The 26233-nt window shown below is 45.8% G+C and carries 24 protein-coding genes; 15 read left to right on the top strand and 9 right to left on the bottom strand.

Annotated features, from left to right (window positions below):
- Positions 1–86: 86 nt before the first annotated feature.
- Complete coding sequence (locus F905_RS05140) at positions 87–1841, bottom strand: bifunctional protein-serine/threonine kinase/phosphatase (protein WP_005178044.1); 1755 nt, start codon at positions 1839–1841, stop codon at positions 87–89.
- A gap of 62 nt (positions 1842–1903) precedes the next feature.
- Positions 1904–2713 (bottom strand): formate/nitrite transporter family protein, encoded by an 810-nt coding sequence (locus tag F905_RS05145; RefSeq protein ID WP_005178046.1) that lies wholly within the window; start codon positions 2711–2713, stop codon positions 1904–1906.
- Positions 2714–3005: 292 nt separating this feature from the next.
- Here F905_RS05145 and cynS point away from each other — a divergent pair, with 292 nt between their 5' ends.
- Positions 3006–3455 (top strand): cyanase, encoded by a 450-nt coding sequence (gene cynS, locus F905_RS05150; RefSeq protein WP_005178047.1) that lies wholly within the window; start codon positions 3006–3008, stop codon positions 3453–3455.
- 517 nt (positions 3456–3972) lie between these two features.
- Here cynS and F905_RS05155 read toward each other — a convergent pair.
- Positions 3973–5214, bottom strand: coding sequence for an MFS transporter (locus F905_RS05155; RefSeq protein WP_005178049.1), 1242 nt, complete (start codon positions 5212–5214; stop codon positions 3973–3975).
- A 658-nt stretch (positions 5215–5872) separates the two neighbouring features.
- Between F905_RS05155 and F905_RS05160 the strand changes: the two genes are divergently transcribed.
- The 3 genes from F905_RS05160 to F905_RS15395 all read left to right on the top strand — a co-directional run bounded on the left by F905_RS05160 (position 5873) and on the right by F905_RS15395 (position 7330).
- On the top strand, positions 5873–6112 hold the full coding sequence (locus tag F905_RS05160) for a DUF2171 domain-containing protein (RefSeq protein WP_005178051.1): 240 nt from the start codon (positions 5873–5875) through the stop codon (positions 6110–6112).
- A gap of 90 nt (positions 6113–6202) precedes the next feature.
- Positions 6203–7084 carry an SDR family oxidoreductase gene (locus F905_RS05165; RefSeq protein WP_228127888.1) on the top strand — a complete coding sequence of 294 codons (882 nt, stop codon included), beginning with the start codon at positions 6203–6205 and terminating at the stop codon, positions 7082–7084.
- Between the two features lie 81 nt (positions 7085–7165).
- Positions 7166–7330: a hypothetical protein gene (locus F905_RS15395; protein WP_005178055.1), complete on the top strand. Its 165-nt coding sequence runs from the start codon at positions 7166–7168 to the stop codon at positions 7328–7330.
- A gap of 98 nt (positions 7331–7428) precedes the next feature.
- On the opposite strand, the gene F905_RS05175 is transcribed toward F905_RS15395, so the two are convergent.
- The 6 genes from F905_RS05175 to F905_RS05200 all read right to left on the bottom strand — a co-directional run bounded on the left by F905_RS05175 (position 7429) and on the right by F905_RS05200 (position 15710).
- Positions 7429–8832 carry an iron-containing redox enzyme family protein gene (locus F905_RS05175; protein ID WP_228127889.1) on the bottom strand — a complete coding sequence of 468 codons (1404 nt, stop codon included), beginning with the start codon at positions 8830–8832 and terminating at the stop codon, positions 7429–7431.
- Positions 8833–9148: 316 nt separating this feature from the next.
- Positions 9149–10312, bottom strand: a complete 1164-nt coding sequence (locus F905_RS05180) for a fatty acid desaturase family protein (protein ID WP_005178063.1) — start codon at positions 10310–10312, stop codon at positions 9149–9151.
- 17 nt (positions 10313–10329) lie between these two features.
- Entirely contained in the window at positions 10330–11352 is a 1023-nt protein-coding gene (locus F905_RS05185) for a ferredoxin reductase (protein ID WP_005178067.1), read from the bottom strand.
- Between the two features lie 373 nt (positions 11353–11725).
- The gene (locus tag F905_RS05190) at positions 11726–13015 is read right to left on the bottom strand and encodes a DcaP family trimeric outer membrane transporter (RefSeq protein ID WP_005178070.1); all 1290 of its coding nucleotides are present in this window, start codon (positions 13013–13015) and stop codon (positions 11726–11728) included.
- Positions 13016–13121: 106 nt separating this feature from the next.
- On the bottom strand, positions 13122–14504 hold the full coding sequence (locus F905_RS05195; protein ID WP_005178072.1) for an aromatic acid/H+ symport family MFS transporter: 1383 nt from the start codon (positions 14502–14504) through the stop codon (positions 13122–13124).
- Positions 14505–14795: 291 nt separating this feature from the next.
- Positions 14796–15710, bottom strand: a complete 915-nt coding sequence (locus F905_RS05200) for a LysR family transcriptional regulator (protein ID WP_005178075.1) — start codon at positions 15708–15710, stop codon at positions 14796–14798.
- A 118-nt stretch (positions 15711–15828) separates the two neighbouring features.
- On the opposite strand from F905_RS05200, the gene F905_RS05205 reads away from it, so the two are divergent.
- The 11 genes from F905_RS05205 to pcaF all read left to right on the top strand — a co-directional run bounded on the left by F905_RS05205 (position 15829) and on the right by pcaF (position 26196).
- Positions 15829–16938, top strand: a complete 1110-nt coding sequence (locus F905_RS05205) for a muconate/chloromuconate family cycloisomerase (RefSeq protein ID WP_005178076.1) — start codon at positions 15829–15831, stop codon at positions 16936–16938.
- 11 nt (positions 16939–16949) lie between these two features.
- On the top strand, positions 16950–17240 hold the full coding sequence (gene catC / locus F905_RS05210; protein WP_005178078.1) for a muconolactone Delta-isomerase: 291 nt from the start codon (positions 16950–16952) through the stop codon (positions 17238–17240).
- A 166-nt stretch (positions 17241–17406) separates the two neighbouring features.
- Positions 17407–18327, top strand: coding sequence for a catechol 1,2-dioxygenase (gene catA, locus F905_RS05215; RefSeq protein ID WP_005178079.1), 921 nt, complete (start codon positions 17407–17409; stop codon positions 18325–18327).
- Between the two features lie 75 nt (positions 18328–18402).
- A complete protein-coding gene (benA, locus tag F905_RS05220) occupies positions 18403–19788 on the top strand; it encodes a benzoate 1,2-dioxygenase large subunit (RefSeq protein ID WP_005178080.1) in 1386 nt (461 codons plus the stop codon).
- Positions 19785–20276 carry a benzoate 1,2-dioxygenase small subunit gene (gene benB, locus F905_RS05225; RefSeq protein ID WP_005178081.1) on the top strand — a complete coding sequence of 164 codons (492 nt, stop codon included), beginning with the start codon at positions 19785–19787 and terminating at the stop codon, positions 20274–20276. The genes benA and benB overlap by 4 nt, the downstream gene beginning before the upstream one ends.
- Positions 20277–20371: 95 nt before the next feature.
- The gene (benC, locus tag F905_RS05230) at positions 20372–21388 is read left to right on the top strand and encodes a benzoate 1,2-dioxygenase electron transfer component BenC (protein ID WP_005178083.1); all 1017 of its coding nucleotides are present in this window, start codon (positions 20372–20374) and stop codon (positions 21386–21388) included.
- Positions 21389–21405: 17 nt separating this feature from the next.
- Positions 21406–22191: a benzoate diol dehydrogenase BenD gene (gene benD, locus F905_RS05235; protein ID WP_005178084.1), complete on the top strand. Its 786-nt coding sequence runs from the start codon at positions 21406–21408 to the stop codon at positions 22189–22191.
- 54 nt (positions 22192–22245) lie between these two features.
- The gene (gene benE, locus F905_RS05240; protein ID WP_005178085.1) at positions 22246–23472 is read left to right on the top strand and encodes a benzoate/H(+) symporter BenE; all 1227 of its coding nucleotides are present in this window, start codon (positions 22246–22248) and stop codon (positions 23470–23472) included.
- A 24-nt stretch (positions 23473–23496) separates the two neighbouring features.
- Positions 23497–24183 (top strand): 3-oxoacid CoA-transferase subunit A, encoded by a 687-nt coding sequence (locus F905_RS05245; protein WP_005178086.1) that lies wholly within the window; start codon positions 23497–23499, stop codon positions 24181–24183.
- A 19-nt stretch (positions 24184–24202) separates the two neighbouring features.
- Positions 24203–24856, top strand: coding sequence for a 3-oxoacid CoA-transferase subunit B (locus tag F905_RS05250; protein ID WP_005178098.1), 654 nt, complete (start codon positions 24203–24205; stop codon positions 24854–24856).
- A gap of 134 nt (positions 24857–24990) precedes the next feature.
- Positions 24991–26196, top strand: a complete 1206-nt coding sequence (pcaF, locus tag F905_RS05255; protein ID WP_005178100.1) for a 3-oxoadipyl-CoA thiolase — start codon at positions 24991–24993, stop codon at positions 26194–26196.
- Positions 26197–26233 lie beyond the last annotated feature (37 nt).

Here is a 26233-nt window from a genome sequence, read left to right on the forward strand (position 1 = left end):
AATGGGGCTGTATTGAAACGACAATCGCTGAGCCAAGTGGCTCTGATTTTATAATCAGTCCAGCATTTAAAAATCACTGATTTAATTTAAACACTAAACATCAACGCCAAAGACAACAGCAAGCATAAAAATAACATAGCTGAAACCGCCTGCCAGAATCTAACAGGATTTTTATCCAGCAAGGAAGACTGAACCGGCTTTAAAAAATACCGGTTAGGATGCTTAAGATCATACAGAAATTCCGACAATACCTCATAGCGTTCATTTGGCATCAGGGCCAAGGCCTTATGCAAGGCTCCATCAATCCACACCGGAATATCTGGCCGATATTCTAAAATTGAATGATAACGCACCGTTTTTAGCTGTTTAAGCGTCTGACAACGCGCCAGTTCGGTGCCATAGGGTAACTGTTTGCTAAGTACATAATACAGTACCACGGCCAGTGAAAACTGGTCTGAACGGGTGGAAACCGGCCGCGAGCAAAAATATTCCGGCGCCATAAAGGCCAAGGTGCCCAAAGCCGCGGCATGTTGCGGCTGTGATTCGGAAATCCCCTTGACCAGGGTTGCACCAAAATCAATCAGTTTTAGCTCTAACTGTGCATTCAGCATGATATTTTCAGGGCGAATATCCTGATGCAGCATGTCCAGCCGGTGAAAAGCCTGCAAGCCTTTAATGATCTGTTCCGTAATCTGGATGGCGGTTTCAAGCGCAATCGGCTGGCGTTGCTGATGCAACCATGTATTTAAGGTCTGGCCAGATAAATATTCATAGGTTTGAAAATAATAAGATTTACTGCGCTGATGCGGATAGGCCGCTAAAACTTGTGGATGCTGAATCCGTTTCGCCACCCACTCTTCCAGCAAAAAACGCTCCAGTGCCTGCGCATCCTGGGTTAAATCCAGTGCTGGAATTTTAATGACCAGTTGCTGCTGCCGCGTCTCATCCCAAGCCAGATATAAACGGCTACGATGGTTCTGGTGCAGCACATTTTGAATCCGATAGCCTTCAAACTGCTGACCTATGCTTAAATCCGGGGCCAGACTCAGCTGGTTACGACTCGGCTGAAATGGTGACTGAGCCTGCTGTGGCAGCTGCTGTACCTGCACAATTTGCAGGGTTAAATTATCAGGACTGCCCTGTGCATCAGCCAGATGGACCAGCGTTTCTGCTACCTGGTCAAGATCTAAAGTTTCGGGACTGTGAAGTGCCTCGATAATTTGGCTGTCCGACAGATATTCATATACACCATCGGTCATCAACAGGAAAATATCATCCTGTGCCAACGGCAGACTTAAATAATCCATCTCTACTTTCTGGGCCACGCCCAAAGCCCGGCTTAAATAGCTTTCCCGGGAAGATAACCAGACCCGATGGTCAACACTGAGCTGTTCCAGCTGCTGCTCACGCAAGCGGTAAATACGGGCATCACCAATATGAAACAGATGTGCGGTCTCATGTTTGAATACCAGCGCGCTAAAAGTGCAGACATAGCCGCGGTCTTTATCGACACGGCCCTGACTTTGCTGGGTCTGGGCATAGAGCCAGGAATTGGTGGCACGAATCACCCGGTCGACCGAAGTTTTGACACTCCAGGAATCGGGCGTCGAAAAGTAATCGGCCAGAAAACTGGACACTGCGGTTTCACTGGCGATATGACTGACATTGCTACTGCTGATACCATCGGCAATGGCGCAGGCAATGCCCTTTTGCTGTGCCAGATAGCCCTCCGGAACGGCCGCGCCGTGAAAATCCTGATTGCTCTCTTTGCGGCCGGCAGCACTATATTGCCCAAGCCGAATTTGAAGTGAAGTCTGGTGTGAAGATGGCAAAGTGGACATGCGCTGTTCTCAACTGGCTGGAATCTTCCCTGATTCCTGAATTCATCCTGTGTGCTTAAAACTTAGAACTCGCGTTTTGGTGCAGTGCGGACATGCGTGGTATAAAGCGCAAGACCAGTTAAAGCCAAACCACCTACCAGGTTCCCCAGCGCTACCGGTAACTCATTCCAGATAAAGTAGTCCATCACCGAGAAATCGCCGCCCATCATCATCGCGAACGGGAACAGGAACATATTCACCACCGAATGTTCAAAGCCCATGGCAAAGAACAGCATGATCGGCATCCACATCGCAATAAACTTGCCACTAACGGTGGTCGACATCATCGCGCCAATCACGCCAAGCGACACCATCCAGTTACAGAGCATGCCGCGAATGAAAATTGTGATCCAGCCAGCTACGCCATATTCTTTGTAGCCCAGCGTCCGGTCTTCACCAATATGTGCAATCGCCAGACCGACCTTGTTTGGTTCGGTCGAAAAGCCGTAGGTATAGACCGCTGCCATCATCACTGCCACAATCAGCGCACCAGTGAAGTTGCCGACAAACACCACACCCCAGTTTTTCAGGATTCTGGCCCAAGTCACGCCCGGACGTTTATCCAGCCAGGCCAATGGTGTCAGGACAAATACCCCGGTCAGCAGGTCATAGCCCAGCAGATACAGCATACAAAAGCCCACCGGGAATAATAATGCACCAATTAAAGGCACGCCGGTTTGCACTGCAATGGTGACTGCAAAAACCGCTGCCAGCGCCAGAATAGCCCCGGCCATGGTGGCGCGGATCAGCACATCACGGTTTGCCATATGTAGTTTCGATTCACCGGCATCCACAACTTTGGTTGCAAATTCGGAAGGTGCAAGATAAGCCATTGCGAGTACCCCTCAACGATTGAAATTTAGCGGTGGGATGATTTGCAAATAAAAAGCGCCTAAGACGACTTTCACGTCTTAGGCGCCATTGCCTGAATCATCCAGCATGTTTTAAAAATTTATGGCGTCGTTGCCATCAGTTCAGTGGAGATACAGCAAGGAACGTACCAACTTTGTGTGAAAGATAAATTTACGCCATGGTCAGATTCAATATCTGAGCTGATTTTAAGCTGGCATACATTGTGCTTTTCCCTTCTCAGTGTTTTAGCTATAAGCAGTTGAGGAAATAGATATGATTAGCCACCGCCAACAAGTGACAGACATGATTTTATCTGCCAAGGTACTGAACAATATTCAGTGGTCCAGTGTGGCGCAGGAAATTGGTTTATCCAAAGAATGGGTGACGGCAGCCTGTTTGGGGCAAATGGCCTTGAATAAGGAACAGGCCGAAAAAATTGGTCAGATATTTAACCTGAGTGATGAAGCCGTGGCCTGGCTACAGATTGTGCCGTATAAAGGCTCCCTGCCGACCAGCGTTCCGACCGATCCTTTAATTTACCGCTGGTATGAAGTGGTAAATGTCTATGGTTCTACCATTAAAGAGCTGATTCATGAAGAATTTGGCGACGGGATTATGAGCGCAATTGATTTTAGTATGGATATTCAACGGGAAAGCCATGAAAATGGCGACCGGGTAAATGTGGTGCTATCCGGGAAATTTTTGCCCTATAAATCCTATTAAGATGAGTTTGTGTTGAGCGGCTTTGTTGCACAAAGATTTCATAACTATATGATTTTAAAAGTTTTGATTATTTTTTGATCCAAAATTAAATTTATTTAAATCAGATGCTTACATATTTATGCAACAAAGCCAGATAAGAGTGAAAATTAAGATAAACAGCCGCGCTTTGTTTCAGATCATTGGAATGTAGCAGGTCTTTTTTATTTTAAAAAATTAACAGGCTGTATTTAAAATAGTAAAATTTTATTCTTTTAAATATCTTTTTTAATTTTTTACTATTTTTATATTTCAGCTGTTTTTATTTACAAAATGAAATAATAGACGCGTTAAGATGAAGTGGTTTATTTTCTTAATAATAAAAAATATTTAAATAGAGTCCATAATTTTTAAATATATTCTTTAGTCCCTTGATTTCACTTTCATTGTCTTATGAATTGCGGCTTAAATATAAAAAAAGCCAGTCAGTGAGCGCTGACTGGCGAAAAGGAAGACACAGATAAGTAGCTGAATGTCCGATTTAGTCGACCTGGGTAAAGCGGTTTAAGACAGCAATCGACAGCAGCAATAAGGCCACCAGCGCAAAGACGGTGCTCAGGCCAATGGCTTCACTTAGGAAACCGACCAGCGCCGGGCCACTTAATGAACCGCTATAGGCAATGGTCGATACCAGCGATAAAGCAGCTGCTTTAGGCATAATATTCTGACGTCCGACACGGGAGAACATCACTGGCACAATATTGGAACAGCCAAAACCGAGTAAGGCATAACCCAGCAGGACCACCGCCCAGTGCGGCGCCATCACAATAATGCCTAGACCCAAGGCCGCACACAGCGCGCTATAGGTGATGATGTTTTTCTCGCCCCACATTCTCAGTAAGCGACGTCCAGAAAAACGGCCGATGGTCATGGTAATGGCAAAGAAAGTATAGGCCAGACCGGCAAAAGAAGCGTCCATCCCAAAGTTGCTAACCAGATAAATTCCGCTCCAGTCCATTGCTGAGCCTTCTGATAAAAAGGCAATAAAACAGACCAAACCAATTAACAGAATCATCGGGCTTGGGCGAAATTTCTGCTTCGCTGATGGTGCGGTGTCTTCTGGGGCTGTGTCTGATTTTTTCTCAATTTCAGACAGGCTGTTGGGAACGGCCAGAATGGCAATAAAGGCCAGCACCGCGCTCATGATTAAAGCGCTCATTAGCGGTGAAACACCCAATGACAGCAGCACAGTCACAGTCAGCACACCAAGTAAACCGCCCAGACTGCACATACCATGGAAGCTGGACATCATATTTTTCAGGCTGTTCTTTTCAACAATCACCGCCTGTAAATTAATGGCCACCCCAAATGCACCCACCGCGGTCCCAAAGATAAACAGCACAATTGCCATGCTTAAGGCAGTACCAAATACCGTCAGTAACGGCAAAATGATCATCGCTACAACCAGCGCAATCCCGATTAAAATACGGCAGCCAATACGCTGGATTAACAGACCGGCCGCAGGCATGGCCAGCATCGATCCAATCCCCATACAGAGTAGCAACAGGCCAAAGTCTGCATGGTTTAAAGAAAGACGTTGTTGTGCAAATGGAATGAGCGGTGCCCAAGATGCCGTACTTAAACCCAGACCAAAAAAGCTGAGTTTGGTTGCCAGACCTTGTGCATTGAGCTGGGCAGATGCATCGACGACTGTGGTTTTGGAAAACAACATGTATGTGCCACCTTCTAAAAACAGGGCATCCCATTCCAAAAAATTGTCCATAGAAAAACCCCTGCACACTTATAGGAAAATCTATAAACTTGCAGGGGCTTTTGTTGGCGGAATTATACACAATTCACAGCACTGTACAGCCCTTTTTTGTCTATTTTACAAACAATTTTGTAATGACAAAAAGTACTTAATTTTTCTCGTTTTTTTGAAAAATTCCAGCTGCAATATTTTTATATAATCATTTAAAAACAAATGCTTAATAGGTTGATTGTTTTATTCAATCAGTTTAATGAGTTTTAGTGATTGCCTGAAAATTGACTTACATACAGATACACAGCCCTGCCCTTTCAGTTTTGATTATTTCGACCGCTCAACCATCTAGCTGATGCAGGATTAAGCGTTTAAACCAATAAGTAGCTAGAGATCTTCTGTAGTTTATAATTTTTATTTAAAAATAATAAAATGAGATTTATAAATATATGATTTTTGATTATCTCAACTCATCTATTTCAATATAACAATAGCTTTAATTATTTAAATTTAGCCTCAATCATTTAGATATTTCATAATGTTTAATATATATCTGCATGTAGTGAATTGTTATACTCTATGGCGGAGTTGTTTCGATTTTAAATAAAGCTATTTTTATCTCTTTGAGGCGTTTAAATTAAATAGAGATATTTATTTCATCTGAATTGGAGTAATAAAAATGGCTGATATTAATTTAAATAACATTCAGAAACATAGCGAAGTTATTGCCTCCTGCGGCACCCATGTGGGTACGGTCGATCATCTGGAAGGCAGCGATAAAATCAAACTGACCAAGCAGGATTCTGGCGATGGGATGCACCATTACATTCTGATCTCTTGGGTGGAAGAAATTCGTGGCAACCAGATTATCCTGAACAAGAATTCTGAAGAAGTCACCCGTCAGTGGGAAGCGGTATAACTTCTAAAAAGCACGATCTGCCCAGACTCGTGCTTTTTTATCGCTAACGATTTCATCTGATTGAGCAAAACAATAAATCGACCCTAAAATTTGGAGAACTCCATGAATCATTATCCTGACAGCCCATCTCCGCAAGAGAAACAGGAGCATCAGCCCGGTGTGCAATATAAAATGACGCCCGAACCTGAAATTATTAAAAGCAATTATCAGGGCAGTCAAAAACTCAAAGACAAGGTGGCCTTAATTACCGGCGGTGATAGCGGCATCGGCCGCTCCGTGGCAGTGCTGTTTGCCCGCGAAGGTGCCAATATTATTATTCCCTATTTAGAAGAAGATCAGGATGCGCAAGACACCAAGCGACTGGTTGAGCAGGAAGGTCGTCAATGTCTGCTGATTCAGTGTGACCTGCGCCAACATGCGGCAGTGCAGCAGATGGTCGATCTGGCTTTGCAGCAGTTTCCGCATATTAATATTCTGGTCAATAATGCTGCTGTGCAATATCCACAAAAAACCATTGAAGATATTAATCCCGAACAGCTGCATAAAACCTTTGAAACCAACCTCTACCCGCTGTTTTATGTGACCCAGCTGCTGATTCCTCAAATGCAGGCCGGTGACAGTATTATCAATACCACCAGTATCACCAGCTATCAGGGCCATAATGAGCTGATTGATTATGCCAGTACCAAAGGGGCTATTACTGCCTTTACCCGTAGCCTGTCGACCAACCTGCTAAAAAATAAAACCGGGATTCGGGTGAATGGTGTCGCACCCGGCCCAATCTGGACGCCGTTAATTCCAAGCAGTTTTGATGAAGAACAGCTAAAAGGTTTTGGTGAAGATACCCCCATGGGCCGCATGGGTCAGCCAAGTGAAGTTGCGCCGGCTTATCTGTTTTTAGCCTCCGATGAAGCCAGCTATATTTCCGGTCAGGTGATTCATGTTAATGGCGGTACTATTGTCAATGGTTAACGGCATTTAAAGGCACACAAGCAATGTAGATAACATTTTGAGTTTTATTGAAACATGCAGATCTATACAGGAGTGAAACTGATGTCTAGAGGTGATAAGTCGGCCTATACCGACAAGCAGAAACGTCAGGCCCGCCATATTATTGAATCGGAAAAAGAGCGAGGCCATTCCGAAGAAGAAGCAGAACGCATTGGCTGGTCTACCGTCAATAAACAGGATGGCAGCGGTAAAAAGAAATCCCACTAAATGCCCTTCTGTTCTGCTGGAACCCTTTTAAACTTCTATAAAAATGCCAATCCTTAGGATTGGCATTTTGTTAGGTGATGACAAGTAGTCATCAAATTTTATTGAATCTGCTGCAGTGCTTGCGGGAATAAAAACTGGGTCAGTTGACGCGTGGCCCATAAACCAGTGGGATTATGATGCTGATGCGGCGCCAAGTAAGGCAATAGCAGATTGATTTTTTCTTCCGCGTTACGCGCCAGTTTTAATTGCTGCTGCAAGGCCTGCTGTTCGCTTGAATTGAAATAATCGACAATATAATCATCGACCTGCTGCACCGGGGTTACTGCCTTAAACGGCGCACGGCGTTCGGTATAGGCTTGGGCAATCCAGTCATAAATAATCTGCTGTTCAGCGACTGAAAACACCCCAAACATTTTACCTTCTTCATTGTGAATCAGCTGCCAGAAGCGGCTTTCACTCGGATGCTGGCCGCGTTTAATCCACTGTTTATCCTGTAACACCTGAAGGAACTCAACCACTTTCTGGTCATTGCTGAGCCATTCATTCACCGATGCCTGAGCAAAGCGGCAGCGGTTATTATGAATCAACTTGCCGACCACAGCTTTTTTCTTGAAAATCTTTTCAATCAGCGGGGTTAAATCATTGTTTTTAATAATTTCAGTCGAGCCTAGGCCAACATCATTCAGAGCATAGCCGCGTTTCAGTTTGTCAATAAACTCTGTTTTATTGGCGGCCTGACTATAGCCATATTCCAGTGCGGCGACTGAACGATGCGCGTGACCATTGTCCAGGTTATCAATGGTAATGTGCACATTAAAATACTGATGATCCAGCCCCAGTTCAGCCAGTTCATAATTACTGATCAGCAAATGCAACGGCAACTGTTCATAGCCTAAATTAAAACCAATCACTTCCGGCAGATATTGCTGCGGCGCATAGGCCAGCGCCAGTTGTACCACGGGCTGATAATAGTATTCATCTTCCAGTCCTTCGACCAGATCTTGCAGATTCAGACTGCTGAGCAATTGCTGATACATCGACACGTGATTGGCTTTGGCTGAACCGAGGCCCAGCTCTTCCAGATAAATCATGATCAGATGCTGAAAATTCGGATCAGACCAATGTTTTAAGGTGCTATACAGCCAGGAACCATCAACATATTTTACTGGCGCGACTTTCACCAGAAAATCATAGGCTGCTGCTACATGCTGAAAGTATTCACGCTGACCACCAGCCTGACGCCGGCTTAAATACTGCTGATAGCGTTCACAATTCTGCATATTCTGCTGAAAAAGCCAGTCTTTGATCTGGACTGGCTCATCGGGTAAAGGAATAGATGGGGGATCTATCTGGTGAAGCTCGCGCTGTAAAAGCTGGGCCGAAAGCTTTTCTTTTTCTGGTGCTGGCGTGCTTTCATCCAGAAAGAAATGAAACAGCTCCCGATAGCTTTTTTGTCGTTCGAGTTTTAAGGGGCGATAACTGTTCTGAGAGACAACTGACATCTTGTTATTTTCCATTATTTTTCACTCAAACCAGCTTAGGAGATTCGCCAAAATCACCATAGTTCAGTTTTGTTAAACCACGTTAACTTGCCAGCTGCTCAAAAATAAAGCGCAGAGATATCAGAAACTTATAAATATAATTCAGTTACATAATCGGCAAGACCGGTCGTTTTTTCTGTAAAAATAGCTCATGCTCCTGTAGCGCTGTTGCACTCAAGTTTGAGTCTTGAGTAAAAAATGCAGCAGTTATGCAAAATAAAAAAGACCAAAAGACATCTTATCTTCTGGTCTTATAAAAGCTGGCTAAAATCTGCTGTTACTGGAATTTGGCTTTCAGCTGGGCCAGACAGGTACGAATCAGGTGACCGCCCTGCCCGATTTTGTCCTGCCAGTGATTTGGCACCGAACACTTGGCCAGACGCACCCAGACACTGGAAAACTGCTGGATAAAATTGGCTTCATTATAATGAATACCATATTCTGCACACAGCGCTTTAATTTTTGGCGCTACTTCGGCATAACGGTTGGCCGGCATATCCGGAAATAAATGGTGCTCAATCTGATGGCTTAAATTTCCACTTAAAATATGCAGCCACTGGGTGCCACTAAAATTACTCGAACCGCGAATCTGGCGGATATACCATTCAGCCCGGCTTTCATTTTCGGTGTTGTCGGCTTCAAAATTTTCTGCATCTTCAGTGAAATGGCCATTGAAGATGACTGCAGATGCCCACAGGCTGCGAATCACATTGGCGACAGCATTGCCGGCAAAAACCGGAATGGCATTTGGCCCGGCAAGCAGCGGGAAAAAGACATAATCTTTGACCACCTGACGGCGCATTTTCTTTCTTAAACCGGCCGCTTCATCCCAGACCTGTTTCCAGGTTTTGGTTTTATAAACCAGTACATCTTCTAAATGCAGACGTTGCAGTCCCACATACCATTCAAAAAATACCATCAGCTGAATAGCCAGCGGAATATTCATCAGAAAACGCGGTTCCCATTTTTGCGCTTCGCTAACCCGCAGCAAGCCATAGCCAACATCGTGGTCTTTGTCGACAATATTGGTATAGGTGTGATGAATATAGTTATGGGTATATTTCCAGTCGTCTCCGGTGGCAATGGTGTCCCAGTCATAACTGGCACCGTTCAGGGTCGGATCATTCATCCAGTCAAACTGGCCATGCATGACGTTATGACCCAGCTCCATATTTTCAACAATTTTGGATAATCCTAGTAAACCAGTCCCCAATAACCATACTGGCGGAATCCAGCCGCCAAACATCAGCATCCCACGTGAGGCAATTTCACTATAGCGGACAAAATTACGGATTTTATAAATATACTGGGCATCTTTTTCCCCCAGATCGTCCATGACTTCACGGCGGATGGCTTCCACTTTGGCACCAAATTCCTGAATCTGAGCCTCGGTTAAATATTTTGACTTGCTGTTCGGATGTAACGCGGCAGGCATATTCATGTGATGTTCCCTCCAGATTATAAGTTAATCACGACAGGACTGATTGCCTGCGTCACACAAAGTTTGATTTGGGTATTATGGTTATGGTCAATTTCACCGGTCAGCAGATTACGCACGCTGCCGCTGACTTTGGTACAGGAACAGGTATTGCAAATACCCATGCGACAGCCATGGGCCGGTCTTAGCCCGACGGCTTCGGCACTGTCCAGCAAATTACTGTTGGCCTGAAAATCCTGCTGCGAGCGCAAGAATTGCACCGGCTGCGCCTCCAGAGTTGCATCTGCAGTCATTTGAAAATACTCGGAATGAAACTGCTCGCTTAAATCCAGCTGCTGACAAATCTGCTGGGCGGCCTGCATCATCGAGGCTGAACCACAAGCATAAATATGTCGCTCACCCAGTTGCTCGACCGTGTTTTGCAGTAAGCTCAAAGACAGATGCTGATGCTGTTCTACAGTATTAAAATGATGATATTTAAAATGTGGATACATCAGCGCCAGGGTTTTAATTTCGGCATGGAAGGCATCATCCCGGGTGAAATACAGCAGGTCTATCGGCTGGGTCGAGCTGACCACGGCTTTTTGTAATAAGGAATAAATCGCGGTAATCCCACTGCCCGATGCAATAAAACATAAAGATGGAACTTGTGCCGGCAGCACAAAATTGCCCTGCGGCTGGGACAGCTCCACCACAGCCCCTGCCGGTAACCGGGTCAAGGCATTGGACATTTTACCTTGTCGTTTGATGGCCAGAATCACATCGCCGTTATCGAGCAAAGTGACAATAGAATAGCTGCGCTGCTGGCGTACCCCATTCATCGCCAGCGTGACCAGAATACTTTGTCCGGCCTGAAAACGCTGTGCCTGAAAATTCTGGTTGGGACGTAAATGAATTTTATAAAAGTCTGGACTTAATGCCTGAATTTCAACAACGCAGGCTTTGACTTTTTTCAATGCCCAGACTGGATTTATTTTTTCTGCAATAAAATCAATAAAATCTTCTCGAATCCACTCGGGTTTATACTCTACAGAAGTGCTCATAGCGGCCTCATGATTTTTTCAGTGAACGGATGTTCTTTTTTTAATGTTCATGCCCACTATATAGATTCATAATCTCGATTCCATGTGAATGCAGGACAAAACTTGTCTTTTCCTTATGTTTTAGCTGGTTTTGTCTGACAAGATTCTGCACTTTTTCGGTCCCGACTTCGATGGGAGAAGTTTTATTGTTCTGATTTGCTTTTGTGCAGGCGCAGGATTTTTCATGAAAATGTCGTATGCTTTTGTCAGACTCGGTGAAAATGCCTGATATTTTTGCTGTAATTTCCCCCCCACATTAGACTTAAGTCCAAAAAAGTCTAAAACCAAAAAAGCCAGAAGTGTCCTTCCGGCTTTTTTAATCTATAGCGTGTAATTAGAAGTTATAGATGGCCACCATATTAATACGGTTGTCTTCACCTGTTTTGCTGCCATTGGCCGCAGGAACTACTGCTTCACGCTCACCATAGACATATTCCAGACCTAAGCTAACCGGCTTGATCGGGCTATAGAAGACATTGGCCCATGCCTGCCATAAGTCTTTGTTAACGCCAGTTCGTTTATCTGCTGGAGTCGCTGCCAGATAATCAGCATCCTGATCAAAGCTCATATAGCCATAACCCACTGTGCCGCGCAGTTTTTCATTAAACTTCTGGGTCAGACCGACAGTAATCGAATCAAACTCGCTTTGCTCCAGACCATTCGCCCCCTGGATGGTGCCGGTATTGGCAAAAGACACAAAACTGCTATCACCCTTCACATGGTAGTAGTCTGCTTTTAAAGTCGTGCTTGGGGTCACATCATATTTAGCGCCCAAGCCCACACCCCACGCCATTTCTTCATCAGAATTGATGCGTTTTTCATGGCCCATGGCACGTGCGCTCACGCTCATGTTATCGGCGAACTGATGATTTAAGCGCGCAGTTAAAGCCGGTAAACGCTGGGTGATGCTGTTATCTTTTGGGTCTTCAGCAGCCACCACCAGATTGGTTTGCGGGCTGAATTTCGCGGTATAACGCACTTGCGGGGTACGTTTAACTGCGCCACCGGCATAGGCCAAAGCATCGACTGTTTCCGGCATATAATCCGGTACCGCAAAGTTAGACCAGGTTTGACCAATTAACCAGTCAGCATAATTTAAGTAAGCATGACGAATACGTAAGTTATCAAAATTTGAACCGCCCAAGAAGTCGACTTCAATTTTACCTTTTACGTCTTGATCACCCACAGGGCTTTTGAAATCCAAACCTAAACGTGTAGCAGAAAGCGTTGATCTTAAACGATCACTACTTTCATTATTGCCTTCTAACGCTACGGCATTAATATGGTTATATGGCAAATCTCGGCTACTGCCCTCAACCTGATAAGAACCATCCATACGGACGTTTCCATACAGGTTAAATTCAGCATTACCCAGCGTCATACCCAAGCCGCGCTTTTCAGTGCTGGCTTTTTGTGCAACAGGTGGTTGTACCGCAGTATTGGCAAGTTGGTTTAAATTCGCTTGAACCGTTTGATTTTGTTGAGCATATTGATGAACAAGTGCTTTCAGTTGTTGCACTTCCTGACGAAGCTGCTCAACTTCCTGGCTGCTTTGCGCATTGGCCATTACACTCATTGTTAAACCGACAGCAATTACTAAAGGTTTGATCATCATTGTTTTCATGGGCACACTTATCCTGTGACTATCCGTTTTTGTCGTTCCTGACAAAGTTTCATTGTTTTAAAGTTTGGCTAGCCTGAAGAACTCAAGCTAGCGGTTTGCTCAGAGATTAATGTGCAGAGCTTTTGACTGCTTTGACATTGCTGTTGGCGAAGCTTTCCTGCTTGGCTTTGGCACCATCTACCGAGACTTTCAGATTTACCATAAAGATCGCTACGGCTGCAATTAGACCAGGGATGGCAATCATCATGAAATTCATCTGGTGTGGCAGGTTTAAAGTCAGCAGTGCACCAGTCAGCACAGGCCCGACAATCGCGCCGATCCGGCCAATTCCAGAGGCCCAACCCATACCGGTTGAACGTACTGTAGTCGGGTAAAACTGTGCGACGAAAGTATATAGTAAAATTTGTGATCCAATGGTGGCTGCACCGGCAATGGCAATTAAGGTATACAGCACTGGCTGTGGACTGTTAAAGCCAAGCAGGATTAGCGCAATTGCCCCCACGGTGAACATAATGGTCAATACCGGTTTCAGATGGAAACGATCTGACAAGGCACCGCCACCAATTGCACCGACCATACCGCCAATATTCAGCGCGAACAGGAACAGCATACTTGCACCGAGTGAATAACCGGCCTGAATCATCAGTTTTGGTAACCAGCTGCCCAATGCATAGACCATTAACAGACACATGAAGAACGCAACCCAGAACATTAAGGTACTGAAGGTACGACCTTGCTGGAACAGTGCACGTAATGGGGCTTCATCACCGGCCATCACTTCATTCAGCACAAACTGGGTATTTGGCGCAATATTCTGTTCTGGAGCAATTTTCTGTACAAAGGTGCGGACCTGTTCTGTTTCACCTTTTTTGGTGAGGAACATCAGGGATTCTGGCAAGAATTTCCACAGCAGCGGTAACAGCAATAATGGTGTACCGGCTAGGTAGAACATGATTTTCCAGCCATAATCTGCCACCAGCCATGCACCTAACAAGGCAGAGGTCATCCCGCCAATGGCATAGCCACTGAACATCACGGCAACCAGAGTACTCCGAATCCGTTTTGGTGCGTATTCGGTCATCAGTGCCACCACGTTTGGCATCACACCGCCAATGCCTAAACCGGCAAGGAAACGTAAAATACCAAACTCAATCGGGTTACTGGCAAAAGCACCGAGGAAGGTAAAGCCACTGAAAATGGCCACACAGATCATAATGGTCTTTTTCCGGCCCAGTTTATCGGAGAGCGTTCCGAAACTCATGGCACCGAACATCATCCCGAATAGTGCAGTACTGGCCAATAGCCCTGCCTCTACCGCACCAAGTGACCATTCCTGCATCAATAGTGGTAAAGCCACCCCGTAAATAACCAGGTCATAGCCGTCGAAGATAATAATTAATAAACACCATAAAAGTACGCCCCAGTGAAATGGCGTAAATTTCGCGTTATCAACCACCGTATTGATGTTTACTGAATCTGTTGTATTCACGATAAGCCTCCTGCTTGTGAAACCGTCCAAATTTTTGTAAACAATGACCCAATGCGTTATTTTTGTCCAAAACCGATTGCATATATATTCATACCTAAAAAGTTAGGCGAAAAAATTAGTTTTATAAACAATTGTTTATGTTTTAAACAATCTATCTTTATGTAAGAAATATAAATTAAAGTTTATTTTTAAGCTGTGAAACATAAAAAAAGGTCTGAACAAAAGCGCGCCGTTCAGACCTGTTGCAACTTTATCTATATAAAGGATGGAAAGAGCTAAACTTCAACGCCCTTAAATTACAGTACGATCATATTTAATCGCTTCCAGATCATAGACCTGATAAATACTGTCAAACAGCGAGCGGATATCTTCGCTTTCATCCATACTGCGAATCGCCAGGAAAATCGGGCTTTTAGCAGCATCATCGAGTAAAGGAATATAGTTCAAATGCGGCAACTGTATGGTACGCGCGCTTTCCGGGACTATACACATACCTTCGCCGGCAGCTACCAGCCCCAAAGCCAGCTGAATTTCACGCACTTCTTTTAAACTGCGCGGCTCCAGACTGTATTCGGAAAACAGGCCGCGCACTTGGGTCGAAAAATTCGGTTTGGGATGGTTTGGATAGAGAAAAATATTTTCTTCGACAATATCTGAAAGGTATATACCCTGCCGCTTTGTTGCAAATAGATGACTGTCATGCACCGCCACCATGAGCGGTTCTTCACGCAATAAAATACGTCGAATGGCCGGATCGGAAATGCGTAAACGGCCAAATCCGACATCTATACGACCTTCCTTTAAGGCCTGAATCTGGTTGGTGGTGGTCATTTCAACCAGTTCTATCTTTAAATTAGGATGTTGTTGGCGGAATAAATAGACTATTCTGGGGAGTAAACCATAAAGTAAAGAGCCCACAAAACCAATGGTCACGGTTTTCTCGACCATTCCCACCCGCTTGGTCATGGTTTTGATCTCTTCCGCATTAGACAAAAGTTTTACGGCATGCTGATAGAAAAATTGGCCTGCCGGAGTGGTCTGTAATGGGCGGCTACCGCGCTCAAATAGCTGAATTCCAAGCTCACTTTCCAGATTTTGGATCTGACGGCTTAAAGGTGGTTGCGCAATAAACAGTTTTTCAGCTGCTTTGGTAAAACTCTGTTCTTCTACCACAGCAACAAAGTATCTGAGATGTCTAAGTTCCATACCCTTTCCATACCTTTAGAATATAATAAAATGCCAAAATGATCTTCGACAGTGCGTTTCTATTCTTTTAAGGTATATCACATCAGATACACAACGCAAGATTGCGAAGAGTAAAGTGATGTATAAATCCATTGAAACCATGCTTGTCGAGATTCCGACCATTCGTCCACACAAAATGGCGGTGGCGACAATGCAGACGCAAACCCTGGTATTGGTAAAGATCTCCACAGACGATGGTTTTGTGGGCTGGGGCGAAGCAACCACAATTGGTGGATTAGGCTACGGTGAAGAAAGCCCAGAAAGCGTAAAAACCAATATTGATACTTACTTCGCACCTTTACTAAAAACATTGGCTGGTTTGAACTTTGCACAAACCATGCGCGCCCTGAAAAAGAATATTAACGGCAACCGTTTTGCCAAATGTGCCATCCAGACTGCTTTACTGGACATTCAGGCACAGCGCCTCGGTTTACCACTGAGTGAAATTCTTGGTGGCCGTTTACGTGACAGCGTTCCTGTGCTTTGGGTATTGGCTTCAGGCAATACTGAAAAAGACATCGCTGAAGCGCAGAAGATGATTGAAATCAAACGTCACAATGTGTTCAAGCTGAAAATCGGTTCTCGTCTGGTTGAAGAAGATGTTGAACACGTGCTGGCAATCAAAAAAGCATTAGGCAAAGACGTTTCTATTCGTGTTGACGTCAACCGTGCCTGGTCAGAGCTTGAAGCCATTAAAGGTATTCAGCTGCTGCAAGATGGCGGTGTTGACCTGATTGAACAGCCATGCGGCATTGAAAACCTCGATGCGATGCGTCGCCTCACCCGCCGTTTCGATATTGCCATTATGGCAGACGAATCGTTAATGGGTCCAAACAGCGCTTACCAGATTGCCCGTAACAATGGCGCATCAGTTTTTGCAGTTAAAGTGGCGCAGTCCGGCGGCCTGATTGAAGGATGTGAGGTTGGCAAAATTGCCAAGCTGGCCAATATCGACCTATACGGCGGCACCATGCTGGAAGGCCCGGTAGGAACAATTGCTTCAGCGCATGTGTTCTCGACTTTTGAAAGCCTGGCTTACGGCACCGAACTGTTTGGTCCATTGCTACTGACGGAAGAAATTTTAAAAACACCATTGCAATATCAAAACTTTGAATTGGTGTTACCAACCACTGCCGGTTTAGGTATTGAACTGGATGAAGACAAGCTTGACCGCTTACGTCGTCAATAAAGGAGCTAGACATGCTTTTCCACGTACGCATGGATGTCAATATTCCACTCGATATGCCAGCTGAACGCGCTAATGAAATTAAAGCCGTTGAAAAGGCATATTCGCAGGAATTACAGCGCCAAGGTAAATGGCGTCATATCTGGCGCATTACAGGCCAGTATTCAAACATCAGTATTTTTGATGTTGAGAGCAACGAAGAACTGCACAACCTGCTGCAAGGTCTGCCGTTGTATCCATACATGAATATTGAAGTGATGGCGCTTAACCGACACCCATCTTCTGTCCGTGATGATGACACCTGATTCACAGTTCATATCGGTATTTTAAGAATTTAAAGCCGCTATCGGGGTAGCGACTTTAGAAATCCAAAGGGTAAATAAACAAGGATTGTGGCCAGCCAGATCAGCCAGCCAAACAAGCATTCAGGCAGCCACGACAACTATATACATACATTCAAGGAGTAATTGTATGGATCGTCAAACAATTGAAAACGTAGTTAAGGCTTGTAACGTCGACACTGCAGAGGGTCCGGTAAATCCACGCGTTCAACAGGTTGTGGTACGTCTTGTAACTGATCTTTTCCAAGCGATTGAAGACCTGGATTTAAGCCAGTCTGAAGTATGGAAAGGTATTGAAACCATTATTGACATCGCCAAAGCAGATGAATTTGCATTAATGGGTTCTGCAGTTGGTCTGGAACACTTCCTTGATCTTCGTGCTGACGAAGCAGATGCCAAAGCAGGCCTGACTGGCGGTACACCACGTACCATCGAAGGCCCGCTGTATGTTGCAGGCGCACCTGAATCAGTAGGTTTTGCACGTATGGACGACGGTTCTGAAGAAGGTCAAATCGCAACATTAATCATTGAAGGTCAAGTGACTGACACTGATGGCAACATCCTGCCAGGCGCGAAGGTAGAAATGTGGCACGCCAATAGCCATGGTAACTACTCTTTCTTTGACAAGTCGCAATCACACTTCAACCTGCGTCGCAGCATTTTAGCAGACGACCAAGGTAACTACGTTGCACAAACTACCATGCCTGTAGGTTATGGCCTGAACCCAGAAGGTCCTTTACAAGGCGTATTGAACCAGATCGCGCGTCACGGTCAACGTCCTGCACACGTGCACTACTTCATCTCTGCACCGGGTCACCGTAAATTGACAACTCAATTCAACATTGAGGGTGACAAATACTTATGGGATGACTTCGCATTCGGTACACGTGAAGGTCTGGTAGCCGTTGCTGAAGATGTGACTGATGAAGCTGAAATCGCGCGTCGTGGCTTGAAAGGTCCGTTCAAATACATCCGTTTTGATGTAGTTCTTCAGAAAGATAAAGAAGGTGCTCCTTCTACTGAAGTTGAACGCCGCCGCGCAAGCGCTTAATCATACAGGGAACCGAAATGTCTACTCCCAGACATTTCGGTGACTTACCCAAATTTGGAAAGTCGGAGAACGGACATGCCTCGTATTCCAGTAATTAACACCAGCCATTTAGATCGTATTGACGAATTACTTGTTGAAAACTATGAAACAGGTGAATTCAAGCTACATCGTTCAGTATTTACAGACCAGGCCATTTTTGACCTTGAAATGAAATATATTTTCGAGGGAAACTGGGTGTACTTGGCACATGAAAGCCAAATTCCAAATAACAACGATTATTACACCACTCACATGGGCCGCCAGCCGATCATCATTGCACGTAACCGTAACGGTGAACTGAATGCCATGATCAATGCCTGTTCACACCGTGGTGCGCAGCTTTGCCGTTACAAACGCGGTAACAAAGCGACTTATACCTGCCCTTTCCACGGCTGGACATTTAACAACTCAGGCAAACTTTTAAAAGTAAAAGATCCGGCAGATGCAGGTTATTCAGACTGCTTCAATCAAGACGGTTCACACGACCTGAAAAAAGTTGCCCGTTTTGAAAACTACAAAGGTTTCTTGTTCGGTAGCTTAAACCCGGATGTTCCACCACTAGAAGAATATCTTGGCGAAGCCACCAAAATTATTGACATGATCGTGGGTCAGTCTGACCAGGGTCTGGAAGTATTACGCGGCTCATCAACCTATACCTATGAAGGTAACTGGAAGCTGACTGCTGAAAACGGTGCCGATGGTTACCACGTGTCTGCAGTACACTGGAACTATGCTGCAACCACTCAACAACGTAAAGAAAAGCAAGGTGGCGACAACATTCGTGCCATGAGCGCGGGTGCTTGGGGTAAACAAGGCGGCGGTTCATACGGATTCGAAAATGGTCACATGCTGCTTTGGACACAATGGGCCAACCCGGAAGACCGTCCAAACTTTGCCAAAAAAGATGAATATACCGAGAAATTCGGTGCGCCAATGGCGAAATGGATGATCGAGCGTTCTCGTAACCTGTGTATCTATCCAAACGTCTACTTCATGGACCAGTTCGGTTCACAGATTCGTGTACTTCGTCCATTGTCTCCAACCAAAACTGAAGTGACCATTTACTGTATCGCTCCTGTCGGTGAAGACGCTGATGCACGTGCACGTCGTATCCGTCAGTATGAAGACTTCTTCAACGCTTCAGGTATGGCAACTCCAGATGACTTGGAAGAGTTCCGTGCATGTCAAGCGGGTTATGCCGGTATTGCCCTGGAATGGAACGACATGAGTCGTGGTGCCAAACACTGGATCCAAGGTCCGGATGATGCGGCTAACGAAATTGGTTTAAAACCAAAACTTTCAGGCATTAAAACTGAAGATGAAGGTTTATACCTTGCTCAACACGAATTCTGGCTCAAACTTATGAAAAAAGCGATTGCTGACGAGAAAGAGCTTGCTGCAACTGAAGGAGAAAACGCATGAGCGCGATTACTTTAGAAAATATTGCTCAATTCCTCTACCGTGAAGCACGTTTTTTAGACGATGAGCAATGGGACGACTGGTTACAGTGCTATGCGCCAAATGCAGAATTCTGGATGCCAGCCTGGGATGACGATGACAAACTGACTGAAGATCCACAGTCTGAAATTTCACTGATCTACTACCCGGACCGTCAAGGCCTTGAAGACCGTGTGTTCCGTATTAAAACTGAACGCTCTTCTGCCACCATGCCGGATACCCGTACCAGCCACAACATCAGCAATATTGAAGTGGTTGAGCAAAACGGTGATTTAGTCACAGTGCGTTTTAACTGGAACACTTTAAGTTTCCGTTACAAAACCAACTACAGCTACTTCGGCATGTCACGTTATGTGATCGATTTCTCTGGCGAAGAACCAAAAATCGTGAACAAGTATGTGGTTCTGAAGAACGACTACATCAACCAAGTAATTGATATTTACCATCTGTAAGCCCTGCTGTTTTAGCTTACTGATGTGGCCTTCAGCCAAACGGAAACTTGGCTGAAGGTTGAAAATGTTTCAAAGATTTTTATAGGATTCCAGCCATGTCAAACCACAATGTTGCACTTCAATTTGAAGACGGTGTTACTCGTTTCATTACAGTTGCACAAGGTGAAACTCTATCCGATGCAGCTTACCGTCAAAAGATCAATATCCCTCTGGATTGCCGTGACGGTGCATGTGGTACCTGTCGAGCGTTTTGTGAATCAGGTACGTATGACATGCCTGAAGAAACCTATATTGAAGATGCATTAACACCTGAAGAAGCAGAAGAAGGTTATATCCTTGCCTGCCAATGCCGCCCGACTTCAGATGCGGTGTTCCAGATTCAGGCATCTTCAGATGTATGTAAAACTGAAATTCACGCGTTCGAAGGTACTTTATCTCGCGTTGAGAACCTGTCTGACTCAACCATTACCTTTGATATCCAGCTTGACGAAGGTCAACCTGATATCCACTTCCTGGCCGGTCAATATGTCAATGTCGGTATTCCAGGAACAGCTGAAACCCGTTCTTATTCATTCAGTTCTAAACCGGGCAACCGTTTAACCGGTTTCGTAGTACGTAACGTACCAAACGGCAAAATGAGTGAATTCTTAAGCAAAAATGCCAAAGCTGGCGACAAAATGACCTTTACCGGTCCATTTGGTAGCTTCTACTTACGTAACGTGGTGCGCCCGGTACTGATGCTTGCGGGTGGTACAGGTATTGCTCCGTTCATGTCAATGCTGCAAGTACTGGAAGAAAAAGGTTCAGATCAGCCAGTGCGTCTGGTATTTGGTGTAACCAATGACTTTGACCTGGTTGCGCTGGAAAAACTGAACGAACTGCAAGCCAAATTCCCATGGTTCGAATACCGCACTGTTGTAGCGAATCCGGAATCTGCACATGAGCGTAAAGGCTATGTGACTGGTCATATTGACAACGAATGGCTCAATGGCGGCGATGTTGATGTGTACCTGTGTGGTCCAGTGCCAATGGTTGAAGCGGTACGCGGCTGGTTAGATGGTGAAGGTGTAAAACCGGCCAACTTCCTGTTCGAAAAATTCTCTGCTAACTAAAATCGAGTAATCCCGCAATGTCTGATCGTCAAAGATTTTTAAATAAAGTGGTGATTGTGACTGGTGCTGCCCAAGGCATCGGTCGCGGGGTTGCCCTGCAAGTGGCAGCCGAAGGCGCCCAAGTGGTCATGGCCGACCGTTCTGAATATGTCGCAGAAGTGCTGGCAGAGATTCAGGCCGCCGGTGGTGATGCGGTCACCATTAATGCTGACCTGGAAACCTATGCTGGCGCGCAGTCAGTGGTTGCCAAAGCCATCGACACTTACGGCCGCGTTGATATCTTAATCAACAACGTCGGCGGTGCCATCTGGATGAAACCTTTCCAGGAATTTTCTGAAGAAGAAATTATCAAGGAAGTGAACCGTTCACTGTTCCCAACCATGTGGTGCTGCCGCGCAGTATTGCCGGAAATGCTGAAAAACCAGAAAGGCACCATTGTAAACGTTTCATCTATTGCCACCTGTGGTATTAACCGTATTCCTTACTCTGCCTCTAAAGGCGGCGTCAATGCCCTGACCAAATCGCTGGCTTTTGCACATGCGAAAGATGGTATTCGTGTTAATGCCGTGGCAACCGGTGGAACTGAAGCGCCACCACGTAAAGTGCCACGTAACACTGCCCCATTGTCTGAACAAGAACAGGCATGGATGCAGGAAGTGGTTGATCAGACCATTGATCGCACCTTCCTCGGCCGTTACGGCACCATTCAAGAACAAGTCAATGCCATTTTATTCCTGGCATCTGACGATGCGTCATATGTGACAGGCACAGTTGTTCCTGTCGGCGGTGGTGATCAGGGTTAACCTGATCATCTTTTTTTGTACAGGATCATTGCCAGACTTGCACGGAGGCAAACAATGAGTCACCTGTTAGATACCTTAAGAAAAGACTGGTCCCTATCAGCCACAGTTGCAGGATTTTTAGCTGTACTGATTTCCTATGCCGGTCCTTTAATCATCTTCTTCCAGGCAGCCCAACAGGCTCAAGTGTCCAATGCCATGATGATTTCATGGATTTGGGGCATTTCTATTGGCGCAGCCGTTGCCGGTATCTTCCTTTCAATTAAATTCAAAGTTCCGGTGGTTACCGCCTGGTCGGCACCCGGAACGGCCTTGCTGGTCACCCTCTTTCCTGATATTTCCCTGAACGAAGCCGTTGCAGCCTACATCACCTCAGCCGTGGTGATTTTCATTATTGGGATTACCGGTTATTTCGACAAATTGCTGGCCTTAATTCCGCAAGCGGTTGCAGCGGGCATGATGGCCGGCATTTTGTGCCAGTTTGGCTTTGGCCTGTTTACTGCCAGTAATAACATGCCGTTTATTGTATTTGGCATGTTGCTGGTGTTCTTACTGGCCAAACGTTTTAGTCCGCGCTATGCCATGCTGTATGTACTATTGACCGGAATTGGCCTGAGCCTGTTGCTCGGCACCATGAATCCGGTCGAAATGAGTTTTAGCCTGGCAGTGCCGCAGTTTATTGCGCCGGAATGGACCTGGAACTCGACCCTTAACCTGGCCTTACCGCTGATTTTAGTCAGCCTGTCTGGTCAGTTTCTACCGGGGATGGCCATTTTAAAGCTCAGTGGCTACGACACGCCGGCTAAACCCATTATTACCACCACCAGTATCGCTTCGCTGGCGGTGGCGTGTGTTGGCGGGATCACTATTGTCCTGGCCTCAATTACCGCCGCGCTGTGCATGGGCAAAGACGCGCATGAACTGAAAGAAAAGCGCTATATCGCCGGGATTGCCAACGGCCTGTTCTACATTTTAGGCGGTTTATTTGCCGGCAGCATTGTGATGCTGTTTAGCCTGCTCCCGAAAGAATTGGTGGCAGCATTGGCCGGTCTGGCACTTCTAGGAGCCATTGGCATCAATTTAAATGCCGCCATGCATCAGGAAAACCAGCGTGACGCAGCACTTATTACCTTCCTGGCAACTGCATCGGGTATGCAGTTTTTAGGTCTCAGCTCAGTTTTTTGGGGAATTTGTCTGGGTATTCTGGCTCATGTCATTTTAAGCAGAACCGGTTTATCAGCACTGACCTCACCTTCAAGCCCAAGCAAAAGCACGGGTCAATGAAGTTTGTTTGACTAGGAAACAACTATGATTGATAAAAGCTCAGCATCTTTAAAAGATGTGCTCTCTCAAATTAAAGATGGTTCAACCATCATGATTGGTGGTTTCGGTACAGCAGGTCAGCCTGCTGAACTGATTGATGGCCTGATTGAACTGGGCATCAAGGATTTGGTCATCGTCAATAACAATGCCGGTAATGGCGACTACGGTTTGGCCAAATTACTCAAAGCAGGCGCTGTACGTAAAATCATCTGCTCGTTCCCTCGTCAGTCTGACTCTTATATTTTTGATGAACTGTATCGTGCTGGCAAAATCGAGCTGGAACTGGTGCCGCAAGGTAACCTGGCTTGCCGTATTCAGGCTGCAGGTATGGGTTTAGGCCCAATCTACACCCCAACTGGCTTTGGTACTTTACTGGCTGAAGGTAAACCGACCTTAAATTACGAAGGCAAAGACTTCGTTCTGGAAAACCCGATTAAAGCCGATTTCGCTTTAATTAAAGCCTACAAAGGCGACCGTTGGGGCAACCTCGTTTACCGTAAATCGGCACGTAACTTTGGCCCGATTATGGCCATGGCGGCAGATGTTACCATTGCACAGGTCGCTGAAGTGGTTGAACTGGGTGAGCTTGATCCTGAGCACATCATCACTCCGGGTATTTTTGTACAGCATGTGGTGTCAGTTGCTGCCAAACAGCCTGAACAATCAGCATAAATACGTGAAGGAGAACACGATGAGCTATACCAAATTAACACGTGACCAGATTGCTGAACGCGTTGCCCAAGACATTCCAGATGGTGCCTATGTCAACCTCGGGATTGGCCTGCCAACCAAAATTTCAAACTACCTGCCTGCAGATAAAGATGTATTCCTGCATTCTGAAAACGGTTTATTGGCCTTTGGTCCAAAACCTGCGCCAGGTGAAGAAGATCCGGAACTGATCAATGCCGGTAAAGAATATGTGACCATGCTAATCGGCGGCTGTTTCTTCCATCATGGGGATTCTTTCGCGATGATGCGTGGCGGTCACTTGGACATCGCTGTACTCGGCGCGTTCCAGATTGCAGAAAATGGTGACTTGGCCAACTGGCATACCGGTGCCCCAGATGCGATTCCTGCGGTGGGTGGAGCAATGGACCTTGCAGTCGGTGCCAAAAAAGTCTTTATCACCACCGATCACGTCACCAAAAAAGGCGAGCCGAAAATTGTAGCAGAGCTGAGTTATCCGGCGACTGGCCTGAAATGTGTAGACCGTATTTATACCGACCTGTGCGTGATTGACGTGACTGCCGAAGGCATGAAAGTGATTGAGAAAGTTGACGGTCTGTCATTTGAAGAGCTGCAATCCTTGACCGGTGCGAAGCTGATTGATGCGACACAGGGTTAAGTAATCCCTCCCAACCTCCCTGAGCGAGTTTTTAAAGCACGGCTTTAAAAACTCAGCGCAAGCAAGGGAGGAAAAGTCCGCCTTTTCTAAAGGAGGATTTAGGGGGATTAAAAAGAATTTAGGAAATAGAAAAAATGAAAAACGCATATATCATCGATGCTATTCGTACCCCATTCGGTCGCTATGCAGGTGGACTTGCTCCTGTACGTGCAGATGACCTGGGTGCCATTCCCATTCAGGCGCTGATGGAGCGTAACCCCAGTGTTAACTGGGAAAAAGTAGATGATGTGATTTACGGCTGTGCCAACCAGGCCGGTGAAGACAACCGTAACGTCGGCCGTATGTCTGCGCTATTGGCGGGTGTGCCGCATCAGGTGCCTGCAACAACCTTAAACCGTTTATGCGGTTCATCACTGGATGCAGTTGCCATGGCAGCGCGTACCATTAAAGCCGGTGAAGCACATCTGATTGTGGCGGGTGGCGTAGAAAGTATGTCACGTGCGCCATTTGTGATGGGTAAATCTGAATCTGCCTATGGCCGTAGCCAGAAAATTGAAGACACCACCATGGGCTGGCGCTTCATTAACCCGAAACTGAAAGAAATGTATGGTGTTGAAACCATGCCTCAAACTGCTGAAAACGTGGCAGAACAGTTCAACATTAACCGTGAAGATCAGGACAAGTTTGCGTTTGAAAGCCAGCAACGTACTGCTGCTGCACAAGCCAAAGGTTTCTTTAAAAATGAAATCGTACCTGTGGTCATTCCACAGCGTAAAGGCGAACCGGTTGTGATCGATACCGATGAACATCCACGTGCATCAACCACGTTAGAAGGTCTGGCCAAGCTAAAACCTGTGGTCAAAGCCGATGGTACTGTGACTGCCGGTAATGCCTCCGGTATTAACGATGGTGCAGCAGCATTATTAATTGCCTCTGATGAAGCGGTAGCGGAATACGGTTTAAAACCACGTGCCAAAATTATTGGTGCAACAGTAGTCGGTGTAGAACCACGCATTATGGGCTTTGGTCCAGCGCCAGCCATTAAAAAACTGTTGGCCCAAACCGGTCTGACGTTAGAGCAGATGGATGTGATTGAGCTAAACGAAGCTTTTGCTGCTCAAGCACTGGCGTGTACCCGTGACCTTGGTCTGGAAGATGGTGCCGCGAAAGTGAACCCGAATGGTGGCTCCATTTCACTGGGTCATCCACTCGGTGCATCAGGTGCGCGTCTGGTCACCACGGCCCTGAACCAGCTGGAAGCCACTGGCGGCAAATATGGCCTGTGCTCAATGTGTATTGGTGTCGGTCAAGGCATCGCTTTGATTATTGAACGCGTTTAAAGATACGATAACAAATTAAATTTCCCCTCCCTTTTTT

The organism is Acinetobacter sp. CIP 53.82, from assembly GCF_000369465.1.
In the GTDB taxonomy this organism is placed as follows: Bacteria; Pseudomonadota; Gammaproteobacteria; order Pseudomonadales; family Moraxellaceae; genus Acinetobacter; species Acinetobacter indicus.